Raw genomic sequence first — 18,150 nt, 5'->3', positions numbered from 1 at the left:
TTCTCTTCATCACTTGAACTGTCAGGTCCATGACCATATGAATATTGTTTACCTATTGGTTGGTCGAATCGATGCACCTGATTTTCACGATACCATTTCATCCACGTTTTGATTTGAGACACATTTTTAATCCCATACTTCTCCATGATTTCTTGATTCGTAAACTGACCACTCATCTTATCTTTAACTACTGCCCATTTAACCTCATTTGAATATACGTTTTTGCCCACGCAAAAACACCTCCGAATTAACACTTTAATTAAGTGTACCATTTCGAAGGTGTTTTATAGTGTCTCATTTATCTAGGTTAGTCTATTTTGCAGGCGCTTTTATCCCTTTATTTCGCAAACTACTATTAATTATTTTCCTCTGAAGGTTCTTCATCCATGTCCGGTTCTTCTTCATCCATTTTCTCTTCACTAGGCTCTTCCGTTGCATCAGGTTCCTGGTTATCTTCCTGATTCTCCATTTCCATGTTTTCTTCCTCTTCAGGCGGCGGATCCTGCTCAGAAGCACATCCTGCTAACATTAATCCTGCACCTAACGGGATAGAAAAAAGAAGATTCTTATATTTCATGTGACGTCCTCTCCTTTTGCAGTATTATGTTTCGTATTTTGTCTTTTCCCGGTAACCAATTTTGTAAACATGTATGGTAAAAACAAGATGTAAACACAAAACGGAGTGGAAACCTTTTTCCCACTCCGCTTCAGTTTACCATTTTCCATTAATACTTCTGTACCTTCTCTTCCATTTCTGACGGCTTGAGCAGCTCATAATCCGTCGTTTCTTTGAGCTCTTCTATTTGGCTAACAGCCTCTTTATATAGGATTTCATCCTCGTATTCCTGCTGGAAGTATACACTGTTTTCCTGTGATTCAGCTAAGATCTGCACTTTCATTTTCAAGGGAGCCCCGGATGCACTGTCTTCATCGCCAAGTACCATTCCCCCTGGGTAAGCTTCTGATTGGCTGATAAATATACGTCCTTGGCTTTCCTCCTTGGCAAAATCGACTGCTTCTGATAGAGAGTCTGCATGTTTCATCCTATCACCTCTCTTATCCTTTACCTCTTCGGGAAAGGAGTTCAAACATCCGAGATTGTCTAGCCTTAAAAAATCCAGCCTATTTCCATTACGATCCGAACATTAAAAATTGTGTTTCCATCCAGGTTCACTGTCGCGTTACAATAGGAACTTTATTATTTACCATTAATAATCCTGAATTACCATTTAAAAATAAAAAAATTTTTTTAACCTACCCCCAAAATCTTAAAATAACAACCTAAGATTTTGTTGATAGTCATTTTTTGTCGAAAGAATCTGTCCGATGGAAGTGCGATGTTTAGGGTAACTTCCCGTTAACTGCCCAATGGGTTGTTTACAGATTTTAATTGTATAAAATCATTCTATTAGATTTAGTTATACATTTTTCGACACTGCACCTAGGGGGAGTTTTACTTGAATCGAGTTTTTAGATGGGTTGTCAGATCATTGTTTGCACCCGTCACTGGAAATAAAGGAGCGGTTGCGAGTACACTTGGTTTTTTTCTGGCCTTTTTGCCTTTAGATAATTTAAGAATTCCATTTCTGCTTGCTTTTTTATTACTTGCTTTTTCACTTTTGCTGCGTCTAAATATCATCGCCTTATTTCTAGGAACGCTGATAACCGTTTTTATTCCTAACATTCGTCATTTACCGCTTCTGGATTTACGTGTGTTAGAAGATTACTGGTTGTTTTCTGCGCTAAAAACGAACATACAATCTTCTGAAACGATTGCATCAGGGGCCTTCGGAGGCTTGATTGGTCTCATATGCTATTTTTTCTTCCACTGGTTTTACAATTTAGGGCTGAAAAAAAGTGAACATAGCCAGAAACATGTTTTTCTTGATCCTGCAAAAAGGCGCTGGTCCATCATTAAACGAATGAGTGTTGGCTTTACTATATTAATTGTTTTAGTATCGACTTTTTTTATAGAAAGCCTAAATACGAATCCAAAATTTCCTGAGCTGCAATTAAATAAAAGCACAATAAAGAGCGAGATCGAGCCGATTAATAAAGGTTTCAGTGAAGAAGAGCTTGCTTCACAGATTCAAATAACGGATCCTTCCCCTCTTAGCCAAAAAAACACGGGTCAATTAAACAAGGCACAAATATCCAAAAAACAAGAAGTGTATGGCTTTTACGTCAATTGGGACGAGAACAGCAAAGCCTCTTTCAAAAAAAATAGAGATTCCATTACAACTTTAGTGCCCGAGTGGCTGCAGGTTACACCAGACCTAACCCTGAAGGCCGCCACTGACCGCTCTATTGTTAAAGAGGCAAAAGAACATGATATTAAGATTCTGCCATTAGTGAATAATTTTATAAATAATAAATGGGATGGCCATGTCCTGCACCGGTTATTCACTACTCCCGGAGCTGAAGAACGTTTTATTAAAAATATGCTAGCTTATGTTAGAGCAAATGGCTTTGACGGGATTAATATAGACTTCGAAGGAATAAATCCAAAAGACAAAGCTCATTTCACTCAATTCATGGATAAGGTTTATAAAACCTTCCACCAGCATGGTCTTATGGTCACATTGGATGTCCCGCCGCAGGACAAAAGCTATGATTATGCTGCCTTAGCAAAAAGCGCTGACCGTGTGATCGTCATGCTCTACGACCAGCACTACTCCATAAGTAAGCCCGGCCCAGTAGCCCAAACAGATTGGGTCAAGGAAAACTTGTACCAACCTGATATTCCTTCCGAAAAATTGATTGCAGGCTTAGGGACCTACGGTTACGACTGGGAAGAAAACTCCAGGAAGCCCGCCGCTAACATGACGTTCGGGGATATCATGAATCTAGGCAGTGGATCGGGTCTCAAAATCAATTGGAGTACGGAAGCTGGCAACCCATATTTACGATACATGCAAAACGGAAAAAAACATACTGTGTGGTTTTTGGATGCGGCTACTTTTTATAATCAAATGAGTCTCGCAATCGATAGCGGCTCAAGAGGAATTGCACTTTGGCGTCTCGGTTCAGAGGATCCCTCTATCTGGAATTTCCTGAATAATCCAAAGGAAATCCTTAAACCATCCCATGCCCTGAATACCTTTGATAATCCTTTGCCAGATCTCCATACGGGGGAAGGGGAGGTTTTAAAAATCGCCTCTCAACCTGAAAAAGGCAAAAGAACGATTCAATTAGATTCAAATGGGCTGATTCAATCTGAATCTTATGTCAAATTTCCAAAGCCTTTTGAGGTGGTCCGTTATGGAAAATCCAACAAGAAAGAAGTTGTCCTTTCCTTTGATGACGGTCCGGACCCAGCCTATACACCAGAAATATTGGACATTTTGGACAGGTATAACATTAAAGGCACCTTCTTTGTAGTAGGCGAGAATGCTATGATGCATCCTCAGCTGGTAAAAAGGATTTATGATGAAGGCCATGAAATCGGCAATCATACATTTACACATCCTGATATATCATCCATCTCGCCATTTCGATTGAGAATGGAACTAAATGCAACTCAACGTTTAGTTCAAGGGATTACAGGCCATTCGATGACCGTTTTCCGGCCTCCATATGTAGCCGATACTGAACTAAGCACAAGAAGCGAGCAGGTGCCAATCATGCAGGCTCAGGATATGGGCTATACCATGGTCGGTGAATCCATTGACTCTGCTGATTGGAAAAACCGTTCTAGTAATGAAAGTGTCAATCAGGTATTGAATCAGCTGCAAGAAGGAAATGTGATTTTGCTGCACGATGCAGGCGGTAACCGCTCCAATACTGTAGAAGCCTTGCCTATCATTATTAATGAACTTAAAAACCGAGGCTACACATTTACCACCATTGCTGATCTAATTGGAAAAGGCGATAGTGAGATTATGCCCCCTGCTGAACAGGACAGCCCTTATTCGGTCTATGTCAAGGCGGTATTCAAGGTTATTCAAGGCTGGAATGCAGGATTAAGCATCCTGCTCTACTCAGCTATCCTGTTAGGAATCTTACGGCTTACTATCCTCTTTTTCCTATCCAGAAAACAAGTAAAAAGGTATAAAGAGACCCAGATTGATCCGAGCTTCACACCTTTTGTCAGTGTCGTTATTGCTGCCTATAACGAGGAAAAAGTAATTTGCAAAACAATCAATTCTATACTATCCAGCGATTACCCGGCTTTTGAGATACTGATTGTCGACGATGGATCAAAAGACAATACTTCTGTAGCAGTTCAAGAAACTTTTGCAAACCATCCTCTCGTCAGATTAATAAAAAAACCTAATGGGGGAAAATCCACCGCTGTAAATCTGGGTTTTAAAGAAGCAAAGGGGGAAATCGTGGTTGCTCTTGATGCAGATACACTCATCGCCGAAAATGCCATCTCTTTGCTCGTTAACCATTTTAAAGAGGAAAATGTGGCTGCTGTTTCTGGTAATGTTAAGGTCGGCAATAAGGGGAACCTCCTTACCAATTGGCAGCATATCGAATATGTGACAGGCTTTAACCTGGAGAGAAGGGCCTTTGCAGCTCTTAATTGCATTACGGTGGTACCAGGGGCAATCGGTGCTTGGAGAAAGACAGCGGTAGAAGAAGCAGGTTATTTTAAAGAGGATACACTTGCAGAGGATACCGATATCACGCTTACTCTTTTACGCAATGGGAAAAGGATCGAATATGAAGAAAAGGCATATGCCTATACAGAAGTGCCGGAAGATATTAAGAGTTTGGCAAAACAGCGTTACCGATGGGTTTATGGTACTTTACAATGCTTATGGAAACATCGTGAAGCTTTATTCAATAAAAAACATAACTCACTAGGATATCTTGCACTTCCAAACATGTGGCTTTTCCAATATATTTTTCAAATTATATCGCCTCTTGCAGATATATTATTCATTATGGCCCTTTTTACCTCACACCATGAAAAAGCAGCCATTGGATTTATTCTCTTCTACTTGATGGATTTCTTTACTTCTCTGTATGCTTTTCGATTGGAGAAAGAAAGTCCTAAACCACTGGGTTCATTGTTTTTGCAAAGAATTTTGTACAAACAGCTTATGACTTATGTGGTGATTAAATCCATCTTCTCTGCCATTAAGGGAGTAACCGTAGGCTGGAATAAACTAAAACGAAAAGGGAATGTAACTCAGGAAACCTCCATAGTGAAAGTTAAGAAATATATATAATGAAATCTTCTCAGAGGTCTTTCCCATATAGGGAAGACCTTTTTTAATTGATTGGCTCTGTTAAACTTGTCTGTTGATTTCCGCTGCATGCACTCGCTTTCCGCGGGCGGTCCGGGAGCCTCCTCAGCGCCTTGCGCTTGCGGGGTCTCCCTTTGATCCGCACTCCCGCAGGACTTTGAATAAGCTTCCTTGTATAAACACCACACGAAGGAAATGCGAATGCATTTTCGAGGATCCCGCGCCTTCCACTCCAATCAACAGGTGCTAAAAACAATAATAAGCTTTAACAGAGCCAATTAACTTATAACAAAAAAAAGATCACCTTCTCTTGGTGACCCTTTTCGAAAGAATTACTTGTTCTTTCCGTTGTTTTCTTTTTTATCCTGATCGATCGCAGCCTTTTCTTTTGCGGCTTGAGAAACTTCTTGTCCACGGGGTGGAGCTGCGGCTGCACTATTTGTATTTTTCCCTATCGGTGCAGGCTGTGTCGTTGGTGCTTTTGCGCTAGTCTCATGTTTCGCGGCTGAACTTGTTTCTTTCGTTTCCGCCGTATTGGATGGAGTTGTTTTCATTGGTGCTTTTGTGCTTGGCACAGATACCGTTGCTGTATCAGGAGTTATAGTAGCTGTCTCTTTTGTACTAACAGGATTTGTTGCAGTACTCTTGCTGAATTTTTTTGAATCCTGCTGAATAGCTGGAGCAGCCCTATCCTCCTTGTTTCCATTTTCATAAGCCGTATGGGAAACAGGAATATCATCAGAAAGCTTTGTGTGACTTTCTTTTTCACTGATTGTTGATGTTTGATCTTTCACCTTTTTTTCTGCTGGTCTGATTACATCTGCTTTTTTTAGATCTCTGTATATAGTGAAAGCATTTTCTGTAAATTGTTTAGCTAGTTGATCGACTAACACGGCGTTAGTGACAGAAAACGTTACAGATCCCGCTAATACCATGGCAAGAGCTCCCTTGGTTGGTGTGTTCATATAATTCCCCTCATGTTTTATGTATGATCGTATATAAAGAATACGAGCGAACCAAATTGTATTATGGGGGTATAATAAAACAGTATTTTGGATTTTTTTATCGCTCTGCCTAATTCACTTGCCCTGTTGATACATTTAACTTCAATAATGTTTCTATGCTGTTTATCAACTAATCCGCTCCCCTATCTAAAACCTTTTAGCCCCTGGAGCATCACATCCAATATTGCAACATCCGTTTCGTCTTGTATGTATAAAAGATACGAACCACTTTCTCCACCCTTTGTTTTCCAATTACCAAACTGCTTTCGGATTATATTCAATGACTATCAGTTCCAAAACATCATAAACACCGCCCATAAGAACCGGCCTTCTTGTCATCGCAATAATAAAACTCTCTCCTTCACCAAATTGATGAATCAGGTGACACAAAAAAGCGCCTGTCACAATAACAGACGCTTTTACGAACTATTTAGTTTTATTTCAGCCAAAACGAATTAATTCTCTGAATCCTCTTCATTCATATCCATATTGCTTTCTTCACCAGTATCATCCATGCCGCCTTCACCGGCTGGCGCTTCTTCTTCTGTGCCAGGTTCCTGCATTTCAGTATCATCTGTTGTGCCCGGATCTTGCATTTCATTTTCCGTATTGTTTTCTTCCATTTCATTCTGTTCCAATTCTACGTCTTCTGTTTCCGGCGGCGGGTCCTGTTCATCCGTTCCACAGCCTGCTAACAATAATCCTGCACTCAATGGGACCGAAAGCAATCGTTTTTTATATTCCAATCGATTTCATCTCCTTTTGCAGTATTATGTTTACATTATGTTCATTCCCGTTTTGCCTTTGAATAAACAAGCTGACGAAAAAACTGCACAAGGAGATCCGATTTAAAATCAACTGATATTTTTCTGTTTTTCCGGACTTGCCTCTGTAAGTTTCCTCTTACTTGTAAATAAAGGAACCAAAATCGTCAGCAAGCTAACTCCTATAAGCGTTAAAGCAATCGGCTTATCCAAAAAGATGGATAGGCTGCCGTTCGAGATGGTTAATGTTTGTCTTAATGCTTGTTCCATCATTCCTCCTAAAATAAAAGCGAGGATAAATGGAGCAGCTGGAAACGAAACCATTCTCATGAGGAAGCCGATAATTCCAAATGCGACTAAAAGGTATAAATCAAATGTGTTAAAGCTAATGGCATATACACCTATCAAACTAAAAATGATAACCAGCGAGATTAGCATTGGCCTTGGAATTCTCAACACTTTTGCAATGTAAGGAATTAAAGGCAGGTTTAGAATTAATAAAAAGATGTTTCCAACATACATACTCGCAATAATTCCCCAGAACACTTCCGGACGGTCTTGAATTAGCAGCGGGCCCGGCTGTACGCCCAAAACTAAGAATGCTCCCAACAAAACAGCAGTCGTCCCTGAACCTGGGATTCCCAAACTTAGCAATGGCACGAACGCCCCGCCAGTAGCCGCATTATTAGCTGTTTCTGGGGCTGCCAACCCTTTAATCGAACCTTTTCCAAATTCCTCTGGGTTTTTCGCCATTTTTTTCTCTGTAATGTAAGCAATAAAAGAAGCAATTGTTGCTCCTGCACCAGGCAAGACACCGATGATGAACCCTAATAGTGATTGCCTTGTCATCGGCCCTCTCATTTCCTTCATATCCTGCTTGGAAATTCGCAAGCTTCCCAGCTCTTTATTATTACTCATCGTATCGTCTTTACGATTTAATACAAGTGTACAAACCTCAGCTAGGGCAAATAACCCCAGCGCTATGACTAAAAAGTCTATTCCTTCGAGCAAGTTGGGATTGCCAAAAGTGAAGCGGCTTGTACCTGTTTGGCTATCAATCCCGATTGTAACAACGATAAACCCTAAAGTCGCGGAAATAAATGCTTTAATCGTGGATCCCTCTGACAAACTTGAGATCGCTGTCAGTCCCATAAACATTAAGGCAAAATACTCAGCTGGGCCAAACGAAACGGCAACAGCCGAAAGCATCGGCGTGAATAGCATGAGTAAGATAACACTCACAGTCCCGCCGGTGAAGGAAGCAATAGCCGCGATCGCCAGTGCCTTCCCGGCTTTCCCTTGCTGCGCCATTGGATAGCCGTCGAAAGCAGTCGCAACGGTTCCGGCTACTCCTGGAGCATTTAATAAAATAGAGGAACTCGATCCTCCAAATATTGCCCCATAATACACACCAGCCATCATCACTAAAGCAACAGTTGGATCCATGCTGTAGGTGATCGGAATCATAATGGCTATCGCACTAATCGGCCCTAATCCAGGCATCATCCCGATAAATGTCCCTACAAATACACCGATAAATACAAACAGGATTCCCTGCAAACTAAATGCGACTTGAAATCCTGACATTAGCCCTTGAAATGCATCCATAACTTTTCCCCCCTTTTAAAATGGAATAATGCCCGCCGGCAGATTAATTCGAAGCAAATAATTAAATAAACCATAAATGGCAACCGAAAAAACGACCGAAACAATTCCATTAGCAAAATGCTTTTTATAACCCAGGAATAATGAACAGCCGAAAATAAACAAAGTCGTCATGATTAAAAATCCCAGGATTTCAAGCAAAGAAATATAAATTAAGATAAAAGCCAGTACGGCCAATAATATTAAAAAATTGCTTTTACTCAATGTTCTTTTTTGCTTCTCGGCTTCTGTTTCTTCCTTTTTATCAAAAAATAAAAGGACTGCGAAAAATAATAAGAGAAAGCCAAGCCCTTTAGGGACAACATCGGCATCGATAATGGCATTCTGATATTTTGGAAGGCTGTAACTTAGTATTAAGTAAACTCCTGCAAAACTTGCGAGGATAACAGCAATTTTTTGATTAATCCTTTTAAGCATTCATTTCACCTCTATTAATAGAATGAAAGATAGAACAGCTTAGATGTGTTCTATCTTTCTTTTAAATTATTTGCTCTTTTAATCTTGTCTGTTGATTTCTACTCAAGAAGCTCAGCGAACCGCGGGCGGTCCGACGCTCCTCCCGCAGGACTTTGAATAAGCTTCCTTGAATCAACTCCGCACGAAGGGAATACATTTTCGAGGAGTCTCGCGCCTTCCTCTCCAATCAACAGAGTGCCATAATTAACATTTGCTTTCATACAGCCAAATGATTAATTTCGAGCCAGCCCTAATTCTTCAAGCAGCGTCTCCATATCTTCCGCTTCTATCTTTAAGAACTCGCTGTACTCTTCACTGTCCATATAAAGCTCTCCCCAGCCATATTTTTTGCGGATTTCATCCCAGGCTGGTGAATCATTTAACTCTTTGAATTTTTGCTCATAGTATTCCACAGCGGCAGGGTCCATATTTGGAGGTCCAAAGAAGCCTCTCCAGTTAATAAATGTTTCGTCAATTCCCTGTTCCTTAGCAGTTGGGAAGTCAGATAAAACCTCCCCTTCCAATCTCTCTTCAGATGTAATGCCTAAAACTTTAATTTTGCCGGCACGTACTTGTTCAATCGTTTCAGCAACACCTGTTGTATAAACATCGACACTTCCATTCAGAACAGCCGTTAATCCGCCTGCATCAGGATCGGAAATATACTTAATCTTTGTCACATCAACTCCGGCCGCTTTCGCGATTTTGACAAATTGCATATGGTCCATGCTTCCCGGAGATGAGGTACCGATTACACTCACACTTGCAGGGTCCTTTTTCATATCTTCAAACAAATCATTCAGATTGTCCCATTTGGCATCAGCTTTAACTACAAATGCCCCGTAATCTGCAATGACATTCGCAATGGGTGTAAAGTCATCATAACCGTATTCCGATTGGCCATTTAAAGGCACTAACACTAATGGCGGTGACCCAACAAACATATGGTGCGGGCTGCCCTCTTTACCAGCGACATAAGCCCAGCCAATTGCTCCTCCTCCGCCAGCTTTATTTACGACAGGCAAGCGTTTATCAATGATTTTTTCTTGTTCAAATACTTGAGATGCCATCCGTGCAGTTGTATCCCAGCCGCCGCCAGGGCCTGCAGGTGCCGTAATTTCAATTGGCTGTGATGGTGTCCACTCTCCATTTTCGCTGGTATTTCCTCCACTTGACGATTGGCTGGAGCATCCGGCTGTCAATAGCATCATGAACGCAGCTGCCGTACCCAATATTTTTTTCATCCTGTTTCCCCCTCTGTTCTTCTAATTCTTCCATCCTTAAACGCTATAATAAGTCAGAAAAGTAGAAATGTAATCGTTTTCAAAATATCCTGCATAAAAACCTTTTTGGCTATTTTGTTCATTTTGTTCACGGAAATATGATTTGCTTGTTGATTCTTTAGTTGAAGAGGAAAAAGTGAAAAAATGAAAAAGCACCTCACTCATTATAGTGAAGTGCTTTTTTATCTTAATTAAATGCTTTATTTAAAGCTTCAATGTTTTTTCTCATGATAGCAAGATAATCTTCATTCTTTTTAATATTTTCATCTGTAATAGATTCTAAATTATTTAAGGTTAAGACCTCGGCTTTTGTCTCGTCTTTAACAGCTTCAGCAACTTTGTTCGTAAGATTTGGTTCGAAGAAAATATAATTCAAATTTTCTTCCTTAACAAGTTCTATAATTTCGGTTAAATCCTTTTGCGAAGGCTCATCTGTTGGGGAGAGTCCGCTAATTCCAATTTGTTTTAAGCCGTAAGCATCTTCCCAATATCCATATGCTGAATGAGAAACAAGAAAGGTTTTGATTTTTGCTTGGTTTACCATATCTTCAAATTCTAAATCAAGTTTTTCTAACTCACCTTTTAAAGAAGCAAAATTGCTTTCAAATTCTTCCTCATGCTCAGGGTCTAATTCAACTAAGGCATTTTTAATATTTTCGGCTAAAATTATAGAGCGTTTTGGATCCAGCCAGACGTGAGGATCCAGGTCAGATTCATGACCATGTTCATCTTCATGGCCTTCTTCATGATTTTCTTCCGTTTCTTCAACATGTCCTTCGTAATTCTCTTCAGACTCTTCATCATGGGAATCCATTTCCTTTGCGCCTATAAAGTCTACATGTTCAGCAGCATTTACAATTTGTATTTTTTCCTTCTCGACTGCTTTTATAACCTTTTCAGCGAAAGCTTCCAATCCTGTTCCTGTATAAATAAATGCGTCACTATCAGATAACTTTATCATTGTTTTTGTCGTCACTTCTACATTGTGGGCATCGGAGCCGGGAGGCACGATATTTTCCGTTGTAACGAACTCACCTCCAATTTCATCAGTGAAAAATTGAAGAGGGTAAATGGTCGTATATACGACTAACTTACCATCTTCTTTCACCTGTTCATCTGAGGTTACTTCAGCATTATTGCAAGCTGCCAATGACAGAATTAAGAAGAACGCAGCAATAAAAATCAACATTTTCTTTTTCAAATTTCTCTACTCTCCTTTTATATATTATAAGATTAATAGGAATGATTTCGATTTATATTCCATTTTATAGGAATGATTCCGATTTACTATTATAGTTTAATAGTAATGGTTACGATTTGCAACAAAAATTTTACATGTAAGCTGATCTGGCAAGTTTCTCGGCGCTCTGTGTCTGTGGGGTCTCCCTTTGACTCGCTTCTCCCGCTGGAGCCCCGCGCCTTCCGCTCCATTCAACAGGGTTCCAAAAATCAACAATGAGCTTTAACAGAGCTTAAAAATAAAAGTATCTTTACTTCCAAAAGGGGTCCATATAGCTTTAGAGGAAAATCTTCTGGCATAGCCTAAAAAAAAGAAAGCAAACTATAACCGCGGGTGCCCGTAGCAGCATCGGGGGCATCCATGAAGAGATGGCAAAACAAACGGCAAGGGTGGTGAAAGTATGGCAAAAAACAAGAAAAACCGATCTGAACATCAGAACAATGCTCTTCCGAAAGATGTTGAATTTGCGGACGACAGAGCAAATGGCCTTGAAAGAATAGCTTTAAAAGCACAAAGAGAACACAGAAAGTAAAAGAGATTGGGGACAGTTCATCTGTCCCTATTTTTAGATGCTTGATTCGGACTAAGAAATGTAATTGGATAAATTCTTTCACTGTAAAAGCAAATTTAATAAAATTGTTATTAAATATAACTCAATCCATACCTCTGGGTTTCCGTCGGAAATCCGTGTGATATACTTTCCGTTTTTGGGGCTCCGATTCGATATTTTGAATAAAATTTGCTTTGACTCGCTCCAATAAAAGACTCTTCAATTTTTCAAGCCTTATAGGGCCAAATCCAGGCAGTTTTTCCGGAATGATTACTTTAAAATCCCCATGCTGTTTATACAGGCGAATGCTGCCATGTCGCGTTCTTTCTGTTTTTCCTGATATATAAGCAAATTCAAATTGCTGCTCGATGAAGGAAGAGACTTCAGGAAGTCCCAAATTCTCATAAATCGGTGGAAAGTGATGATAGACAGGAGGATCGGTGAACCATATTGAAGTTATGTTCAAAAAAACCTCTCCTCTCAATGTTTTTTATAATCAATATCATTGCCAATAAAAGGTGCAATCATTTAAAAGTGATCATTTAACAAAGCCAATAAAAAAACACCTCTCTATTAAGAAAGGTGTCACTTATAGCAAATAATACTTCCGTTCAGGCCTGCCGACAATGCCGTATTCAAGCTCCGCCTTTACTTTTCCTGCGGATATTAAGTACTCCAAGTATCTTCTAGCAGTTGTTCTCGAAGCGCCTAAGTGTTCGCTTAAGTCTTCAGCATTAATTCCATGCTGTAAACTTTCCATTGTTTCCCGCACTTTTGTCAGTGTTAATGGATCGATTCCCTTTGGAAGGGACACAGGATTTGCTGCAGAAGTACGTCCCGACAAAACTTGATCAATGACAGACTGATTAAATTCATCATCAGACTCCAGCAGTTCTCTTCGGTTCATTACTTTTTCCAAAGCTACCTTAAACCTGTTAAAATCCACTGGCTTTACGATATAATCGAGGACTCCGTTGCGAATGGCTGGCTCTACCACTTTCCTCTCCGTGGAAGCTGTGATTAAAATGACATCCAGCTTTGGAAATTTACTTCTCAATTCTGGCAGAATAGAGACCCCGCTTCGGTCTGGCAGATAGTTATCCAACAATAAAACATCTACTTCTTCATCCTCTAATAGGGCAAGTGCCTCTGATGCATTTAGTGCCTTACCGATTACCTCCACACCATCTATCTTTTCTAAAAATTGCTCATGGATCGAAGCGACACGGAAGTCATCCTCCGCAATAGCTATCTTCATGGAACTGTTCACCTCTCTTTATATGCTGTTGGATATAGAAAGTTTTTTAGGCAGGTAAATGGATAAAACTGTTCCTGCGCCAGGCTTGGAATGCACTTCGATGGTACCATTCAGGTTTTCCACAGCTTGTTTGACAATCGCCAAACCAAACCCTCGATTCTGATCACCTTTTGTGGAATACCCCGTTTCAAAGATTCGATCCATTTCCAGTACTGGAATGCCTTGTCCACTATCATAGACCTCGATGACCAGATCCTCCCCTACATCTATCGCAAAAAAAGTAACTTCACCGTCTATCATTCCCTCCACCGCTTCAAAAGCATTATCGACCAGGTTTCCGATAATGGAGATGACTTCTTCATATGATAAATGTGCCGGCAGTGCTTCCATGCTGCTATTTTCATCAATAATAAACTGGATTTTTTTCTCTGAAGCTTTGCCTAACTTCCCGAGCAGCAAGGCTTGAATTTTCGGATCTTGAATTTGCTCAAAGATGATTTTATTCTGGTTTTCAATGGCAGAAGATTCAGCTTGAATCATGTTAATCGCTTCATCAACCTTTCCCAGTTGCAGCAGTCCGGATAAAACATAGAGCTTATTTGAAAATTCATGGGTTTGTGCCCGCAGATCTTCTGAATACTTTCTTACTTCCGTTAAAGTCTCAACCATTCTATTAATTTCTGTTTTATCCCTGAACGTTGAGACAACGCCAATGACTTGATCATTTTCAATAATCGGGGTCCGATTGATGATGACATTTTTATTTCGCAATGTAACCTCATGATCCCGATCGGGTTCTCCTGTTTGAAGCACTTTATAGACGCCTGTGTTTGGAAGAATTGTTTCAACTTTTTGATTCAAAATATCGTCCTTCACACCCAATAAGTTTTTGGCTGATTGGTTGATCAACCTAATAACTCCGTGTTTATCTACAGAGATAATTCCTTCTTTTATGGAATAAAGGATCGCATTCCTTTCCAAATATAGGGAGGTCATCTCATAGGGTTCCATCCCCAAAGTAGTTCTGCGGATATTCCTTGCTAGCAGATAGCTTACGATCATCCCAATTAGGATAACGAATAAAGAAATAAAGCCGATTTCTTTTCCACGCTGAAATGCTGTCTCTTGCAGGTCTTCCATTAAATACCCAACGGACACGACACCGATAATTTGCCCTTCCTCATTTTTAATTGGCCCCTTTCCTCTAATGGACCTTCCAAGCGAGCCTTTAGCCTTGGATATATAAAACTCGCCCTTTAGCGCCTGGCTGTTATCTCCGCCAACCATTGGCAGGCCAAGCTTCATCTCATCCGGATGGGCATAGCGGACTCCGTCTGTGTTTCCGATTACAATGAATTCCGCTCCCGTTTCTTTTCTGATTTTATTAACCAGTGGCTGCAAGATCTTTGACGGCTCATCTTGTTCAAAAGAAGATACAACAGTAGGCATGGCCGATACAGCGATGGCCAGCTGAAGAGCCTGATTGCCCATTTGCTTTTCAACATGCTTATATTCAATCACCAAAGAAATCACGAGAAAAATTAATATGATAAAAATGGTATTCAATATATTTGAACCAATAATCTTTGTTTGTAGAGACATGGGAAGTTTTTTGGTTTTCATAGTCACCTCGGATTGAACACAAAATTTTTAAATCTATTAATATTCTAATAATACTTCTTTCCTTTGTCATCCTTATATTTTGTTTTTATGCCTTCTTCAAATTTCACATAAAACGGAACTTTTAGTGGAAAAATAAACTGCTATTTTTCACAGAGAGGACGATCTCCAAATGGATCTTTTTCAGGGCAAATTATATTGGCCGGAGACAAGCCGGAATTCCAGAAGATATGACAAACTGGAGGGTGATTTGGAATGCGATGTGTTAATTATAGGCGGCGGTCTTTCCGGGGCTTTATGTGCCTTTTTGCTTGGAGAGTATGGAGTGGATACCGTCCTTATTGAAAAAAATAAAATTGGAGAGCGGGTCTCAGCTGCAAATACTGGATCCCTCCATTTTATGTCCGACCAGATGCTGACAGATCTGATCAAGCAAATCGGCGATGAGAAAGCAGTATCTTTTTATAAACTCTGCCAAAAAGCAATAGATGAGCTTGCCCGTATTGCTGCTGATTCCGGTACTGAATCAGGTTTTGAAAAGAAAAGCAGTCTGTATTTTTCAAGCAGCAAGAGCGACCTATCAAAGCTTAAGGCTGAGTATGAGCTCTTGTCCAAACTGGATTTTCCAGTTGCCTTCATGGATGAAAAGGAAATCGAGTCCAAGTTTCCATTCACCAAGCCAGGTGCGATTTATACCCTTTGTGATGCCCGGGTAAATCCTCTAAAATATTGCCAGGCAGTGACAGAGAGTGCAACGGGCAAAGGCGTGAAAATTTTCGAAAATACGGCGATGAAAGATTACGAACTTGGTGATAAAAAACATACTTTTAAAACAAATGGCGGCATCATCTCGGCCCAAAAAGTTATTTTTGCAACCGGCTATGATACGCTGGATTTTATGAATACGAAAAAAATTACCTTTTCCCGGACACATGCTATTGTTACCGATCCTCTCAGCGACCGTGAGCGATGGTACGAAAATTGCCTGATCTGGGAAACGAAACGGCCATATTTATATATTAGCCTCAGCGATGAAAAACGGCTCATTGCCGGGGGGCTTGATGAAACCGAACCTGTTGGCGGATATGGCAGAAAAGAATTTAAAAGGAAAACAGAAAAGCTGTTGGACTCTGTCAAAGAGCTATTCCCTAATTTGGAAGCGAAAGTGGAATATGAATACAATTCGGTTTATGCCAATACATTCGATGGCCTCCCTTTAATCGGTGAACATCCGAAAAATAAGAATGTTTATTTCCTGCTTGGATTCGGCGGAAATGGAACGGTCTGCAGCATGATCGGCGCCATAATTATCCGCGATTTAATTAAATATAACTACCATCCAGCTGCAGATATTGTGCGGCTTGACCGCAGTTAGGTGAATAAAATGAATAAAATTATCACTATTTTATTGTTAAGCATACTTGGTTTGTTTCCTTTGCAGGCCATATCCGTACTGGCTGACTGGGATAAACAGGGCCTTTCAGAAGATTACCACGGCCATATTGATGACCGTACCGAATCATTAAATCCTCAAATTCAATTGCTTGGAATAAACGATTTCCACGGACAGCTGAATGTTACACGGAAAGTAAACGGACAGCCTGTTGGAAGAGCTGATTACCTGGCTGCCTATTTGCGGCAGCGTGCCGCTGAAAATGAAAACACCCTTCTGCTTCATGTTGGCGATATGATCGGAGCCAGTCCGCCGCTTTCCGCCCTCCTGCAGGATGAACCGACCATTGAATTTTTGAATAGGATGGGATTTGATATTGGCACCGTCGGAAACCATGAGTTTGATGAAGGAGCTGCAGAGCTGCTTCGCCTTATAAATGGAGGAAAACCCTCTGCCACAGAAGGATTTTCAGGGTCCCGCTTCCCATGGATTGCAGCCAATATCATCAGCAAGCAAACGGGCAAACTGTTACTTCCCCCTTATAAAATTATAAAAAGAAGCGGGATGCCAATTGGCTTTATCGGAGTAGTCATGAAAGAAACACCAAGCATGGTGGCGCCGAGCGGGGTGGAAGGTTTAATTTTTACCGATGAAGCTGAAGCCATTAATAAATATGTCCGCGAACTTAAAAATCAAGGTGTCCGGGCAATTGTTGTGCTGGCTCATATCCCCGGGAAGTCAAAAGCCAATGGCGAACAGCCTGCAGGGCAATTGATCGATTTAGCCCATGCAGTTGACGATGAAGTGGATATTATCTATGGCGGCCACAGCCATGCCTATTTGAATAGTGTTGTGGATGGAAAGCTCCTGGTTCAATCCTATTCATACGGAACAGCCTTTTCAGATGTCGATATTGAAATGGATCGTAAAACAAAGGATATTATCAGCAAGCAGGCTGAAATTGTGACCGTTTATCAGAGGGATATTATACCCGCCAGCGATATTACCCGAATGATTGAGCGTTACGAAAAAAGAGTCGAACCGATTGTAAACAAATTAGTCGGAACCGCTGCAAGCCCCATTACAGCCGAGCGGAACAACAGCGGGGAGTCCGGGCTCGGTAATCTCATTGCCGACTCCCAGCGGACAGCCATGAACACCGATTTTGCTTTTATTAATCCTGGAGGAATCCGGGCAGACATTGACGCAGGCAACGTCACAAGGGGCAACTTATTTGTTGTTCTGCCTTTTAATAATCATCTTGTTAAAATGAATCTGACAGGCCGGCAAATTCGTGAACTCCTTAACCAGCAATGGCAGCCGACTGTGACAAGAATCCTGCAGATTTCAGGCCTCACTTATACATGGGATGACAGCCAGCCTGCCGGTAAAAAAGTAATCGATATCCGGTTGGCAGATGGAACGGAGCTGGATCCCGACAAAAATTATTCGGTCACTGTTAACACCTATCTGGCAGAAGGCGGGGACAATTTTACCGTCTTCCGGAAAGGAACAAATAGAGAAACTGGGCCGATGGATATTGAGGCGCTGATTGAGCACATTAAACAGCTGCCGCAGCCTTTCACCTCGGAAATTGAGGGGCGGATCCGAAGGGAAAATTAAAAGGTTAGTATGCAATGTTCTTAAATCAAGCGTTTGACGACATAACCAATGTCCTTCATCTTCTCTTTGAAGGACATCTTTCCGTCTTTTTCAAGC

Annotated in this window: 17 protein-coding genes; 4 read left to right on the top strand and 13 right to left on the bottom strand. The window is 40.8% G+C overall.

Going from position 1 to position 18,150, the window contains the following annotated elements; genetic code table 11:
• The 3 genes from IQ19_RS25765 to IQ19_RS25755 form a co-directional block, all read right to left on the bottom strand.
• Positions 1-230: transposase (locus IQ19_RS25765; protein WP_144543444.1), on the bottom strand; the 230-nt coding region annotated here is incomplete at its 3' end.
• A gap of 125 nt (positions 231-355) precedes the next feature.
• Positions 356-577, bottom strand: coding sequence for a hypothetical protein (locus tag IQ19_RS25760; RefSeq protein WP_144546387.1), 222 nt, complete (start codon positions 575-577; stop codon positions 356-358).
• A gap of 148 nt (positions 578-725) precedes the next feature.
• Positions 726-1,043: a hypothetical protein gene (locus tag IQ19_RS25755; protein ID WP_144546385.1), complete on the bottom strand. Its 318-nt coding sequence runs from the start codon at positions 1,041-1,043 to the stop codon at positions 726-728.
• Positions 1,044-1,847: 804 nt separating this feature from the next.
• On the opposite strand from IQ19_RS25755, the gene IQ19_RS25750 reads away from it, so the two are divergent.
• Positions 1,848-5,180: a trifunctional glycoside hydrolase family 18/polysaccharide deacetylase/glycosyltransferase family 2 protein gene (locus IQ19_RS25750; RefSeq protein WP_199749558.1), complete on the top strand. Its 3,333-nt coding sequence runs from the start codon at positions 1,848-1,850 to the stop codon at positions 5,178-5,180.
• Positions 5,181-5,530: 350 nt separating this feature from the next.
• Here the strand turns inward: IQ19_RS25750 and IQ19_RS25740 are convergent, their stop codons facing one another.
• From IQ19_RS25740 to IQ19_RS25715, 7 genes are all read right to left on the bottom strand, one after another.
• Complete coding sequence (locus IQ19_RS25740; RefSeq protein WP_144546379.1) at positions 5,531-6,163, bottom strand: hypothetical protein; 633 nt, start codon at positions 6,161-6,163, stop codon at positions 5,531-5,533.
• A 291-nt stretch (positions 6,164-6,454) separates the two neighbouring features.
• Entirely contained in the window at positions 6,455-6,592 is a 138-nt protein-coding gene (locus tag IQ19_RS27895; protein ID WP_158638911.1) for a hypothetical protein, read from the bottom strand.
• A gap of 65 nt (positions 6,593-6,657) precedes the next feature.
• Positions 6,658-6,948, bottom strand: coding sequence for a hypothetical protein (locus IQ19_RS25735; protein WP_144546377.1), 291 nt, complete (start codon positions 6,946-6,948; stop codon positions 6,658-6,660).
• 108 nt (positions 6,949-7,056) lie between these two features.
• Entirely contained in the window at positions 7,057-8,574 is a 1,518-nt protein-coding gene (locus IQ19_RS25730; protein ID WP_144546375.1) for a tripartite tricarboxylate transporter permease, read from the bottom strand.
• 15 nt (positions 8,575-8,589) lie between these two features.
• Positions 8,590-9,048 carry a tripartite tricarboxylate transporter TctB family protein gene (locus IQ19_RS25725; protein WP_144546373.1) on the bottom strand — a complete coding sequence of 153 codons (459 nt, stop codon included), beginning with the start codon at positions 9,046-9,048 and terminating at the stop codon, positions 8,590-8,592.
• Positions 9,049-9,320: 272 nt separating this feature from the next.
• Entirely contained in the window at positions 9,321-10,331 is a 1,011-nt protein-coding gene (locus IQ19_RS25720; protein WP_144546371.1) for a tripartite tricarboxylate transporter substrate binding protein, read from the bottom strand.
• A gap of 226 nt (positions 10,332-10,557) precedes the next feature.
• The gene (locus IQ19_RS25715) at positions 10,558-11,571 is read right to left on the bottom strand and encodes a metal ABC transporter solute-binding protein, Zn/Mn family (protein ID WP_144546369.1); all 1,014 of its coding nucleotides are present in this window, start codon (positions 11,569-11,571) and stop codon (positions 10,558-10,560) included.
• 439 nt (positions 11,572-12,010) lie between these two features.
• On the opposite strand from IQ19_RS25715, the gene IQ19_RS29065 reads away from it, so the two are divergent.
• The gene (locus tag IQ19_RS29065; protein ID WP_277875362.1) at positions 12,011-12,142 is read left to right on the top strand and encodes a hypothetical protein; all 132 of its coding nucleotides are present in this window, start codon (positions 12,011-12,013) and stop codon (positions 12,140-12,142) included.
• Positions 12,143-12,263: 121 nt separating this feature from the next.
• On the opposite strand, the gene IQ19_RS25710 is transcribed toward IQ19_RS29065, so the two are convergent.
• From IQ19_RS25710 to IQ19_RS25700, 3 genes are all read right to left on the bottom strand, one after another.
• The gene (locus IQ19_RS25710) at positions 12,264-12,626 is read right to left on the bottom strand and encodes a hypothetical protein (RefSeq protein WP_144546367.1); all 363 of its coding nucleotides are present in this window, start codon (positions 12,624-12,626) and stop codon (positions 12,264-12,266) included.
• A gap of 123 nt (positions 12,627-12,749) precedes the next feature.
• Positions 12,750-13,418, bottom strand: a complete 669-nt coding sequence (locus IQ19_RS25705) for a response regulator (RefSeq protein WP_144546365.1) — start codon at positions 13,416-13,418, stop codon at positions 12,750-12,752.
• An 18-nt stretch (positions 13,419-13,436) separates the two neighbouring features.
• Positions 13,437-15,041 carry an ATP-binding protein gene (locus IQ19_RS25700; RefSeq protein ID WP_144546362.1) on the bottom strand — a complete coding sequence of 535 codons (1,605 nt, stop codon included), beginning with the start codon at positions 15,039-15,041 and terminating at the stop codon, positions 13,437-13,439.
• 169 nt (positions 15,042-15,210) lie between these two features.
• Between IQ19_RS25700 and IQ19_RS25695 the strand changes: the two genes are divergently transcribed.
• Positions 15,211-16,413 (top strand): NAD(P)/FAD-dependent oxidoreductase, encoded by a 1,203-nt coding sequence (locus IQ19_RS25695; RefSeq protein WP_144546361.1) that lies wholly within the window; start codon positions 15,211-15,213, stop codon positions 16,411-16,413.
• 9 nt (positions 16,414-16,422) lie between these two features.
• On the top strand, positions 16,423-18,054 hold the full coding sequence (locus IQ19_RS25690; protein ID WP_144546359.1) for a bifunctional metallophosphatase/5'-nucleotidase: 1,632 nt from the start codon (positions 16,423-16,425) through the stop codon (positions 18,052-18,054).
• Positions 18,055-18,150 lie beyond the last annotated feature (96 nt).

This window comes from Cytobacillus oceanisediminis (assembly GCF_007830235.1).
Lineage (GTDB): Bacteria > Bacillota > Bacilli > Bacillales > Cytobacillaceae > Cytobacillus > Cytobacillus oceanisediminis.
This window is presented reverse-complemented; position numbering and strand designations above follow the sequence as displayed.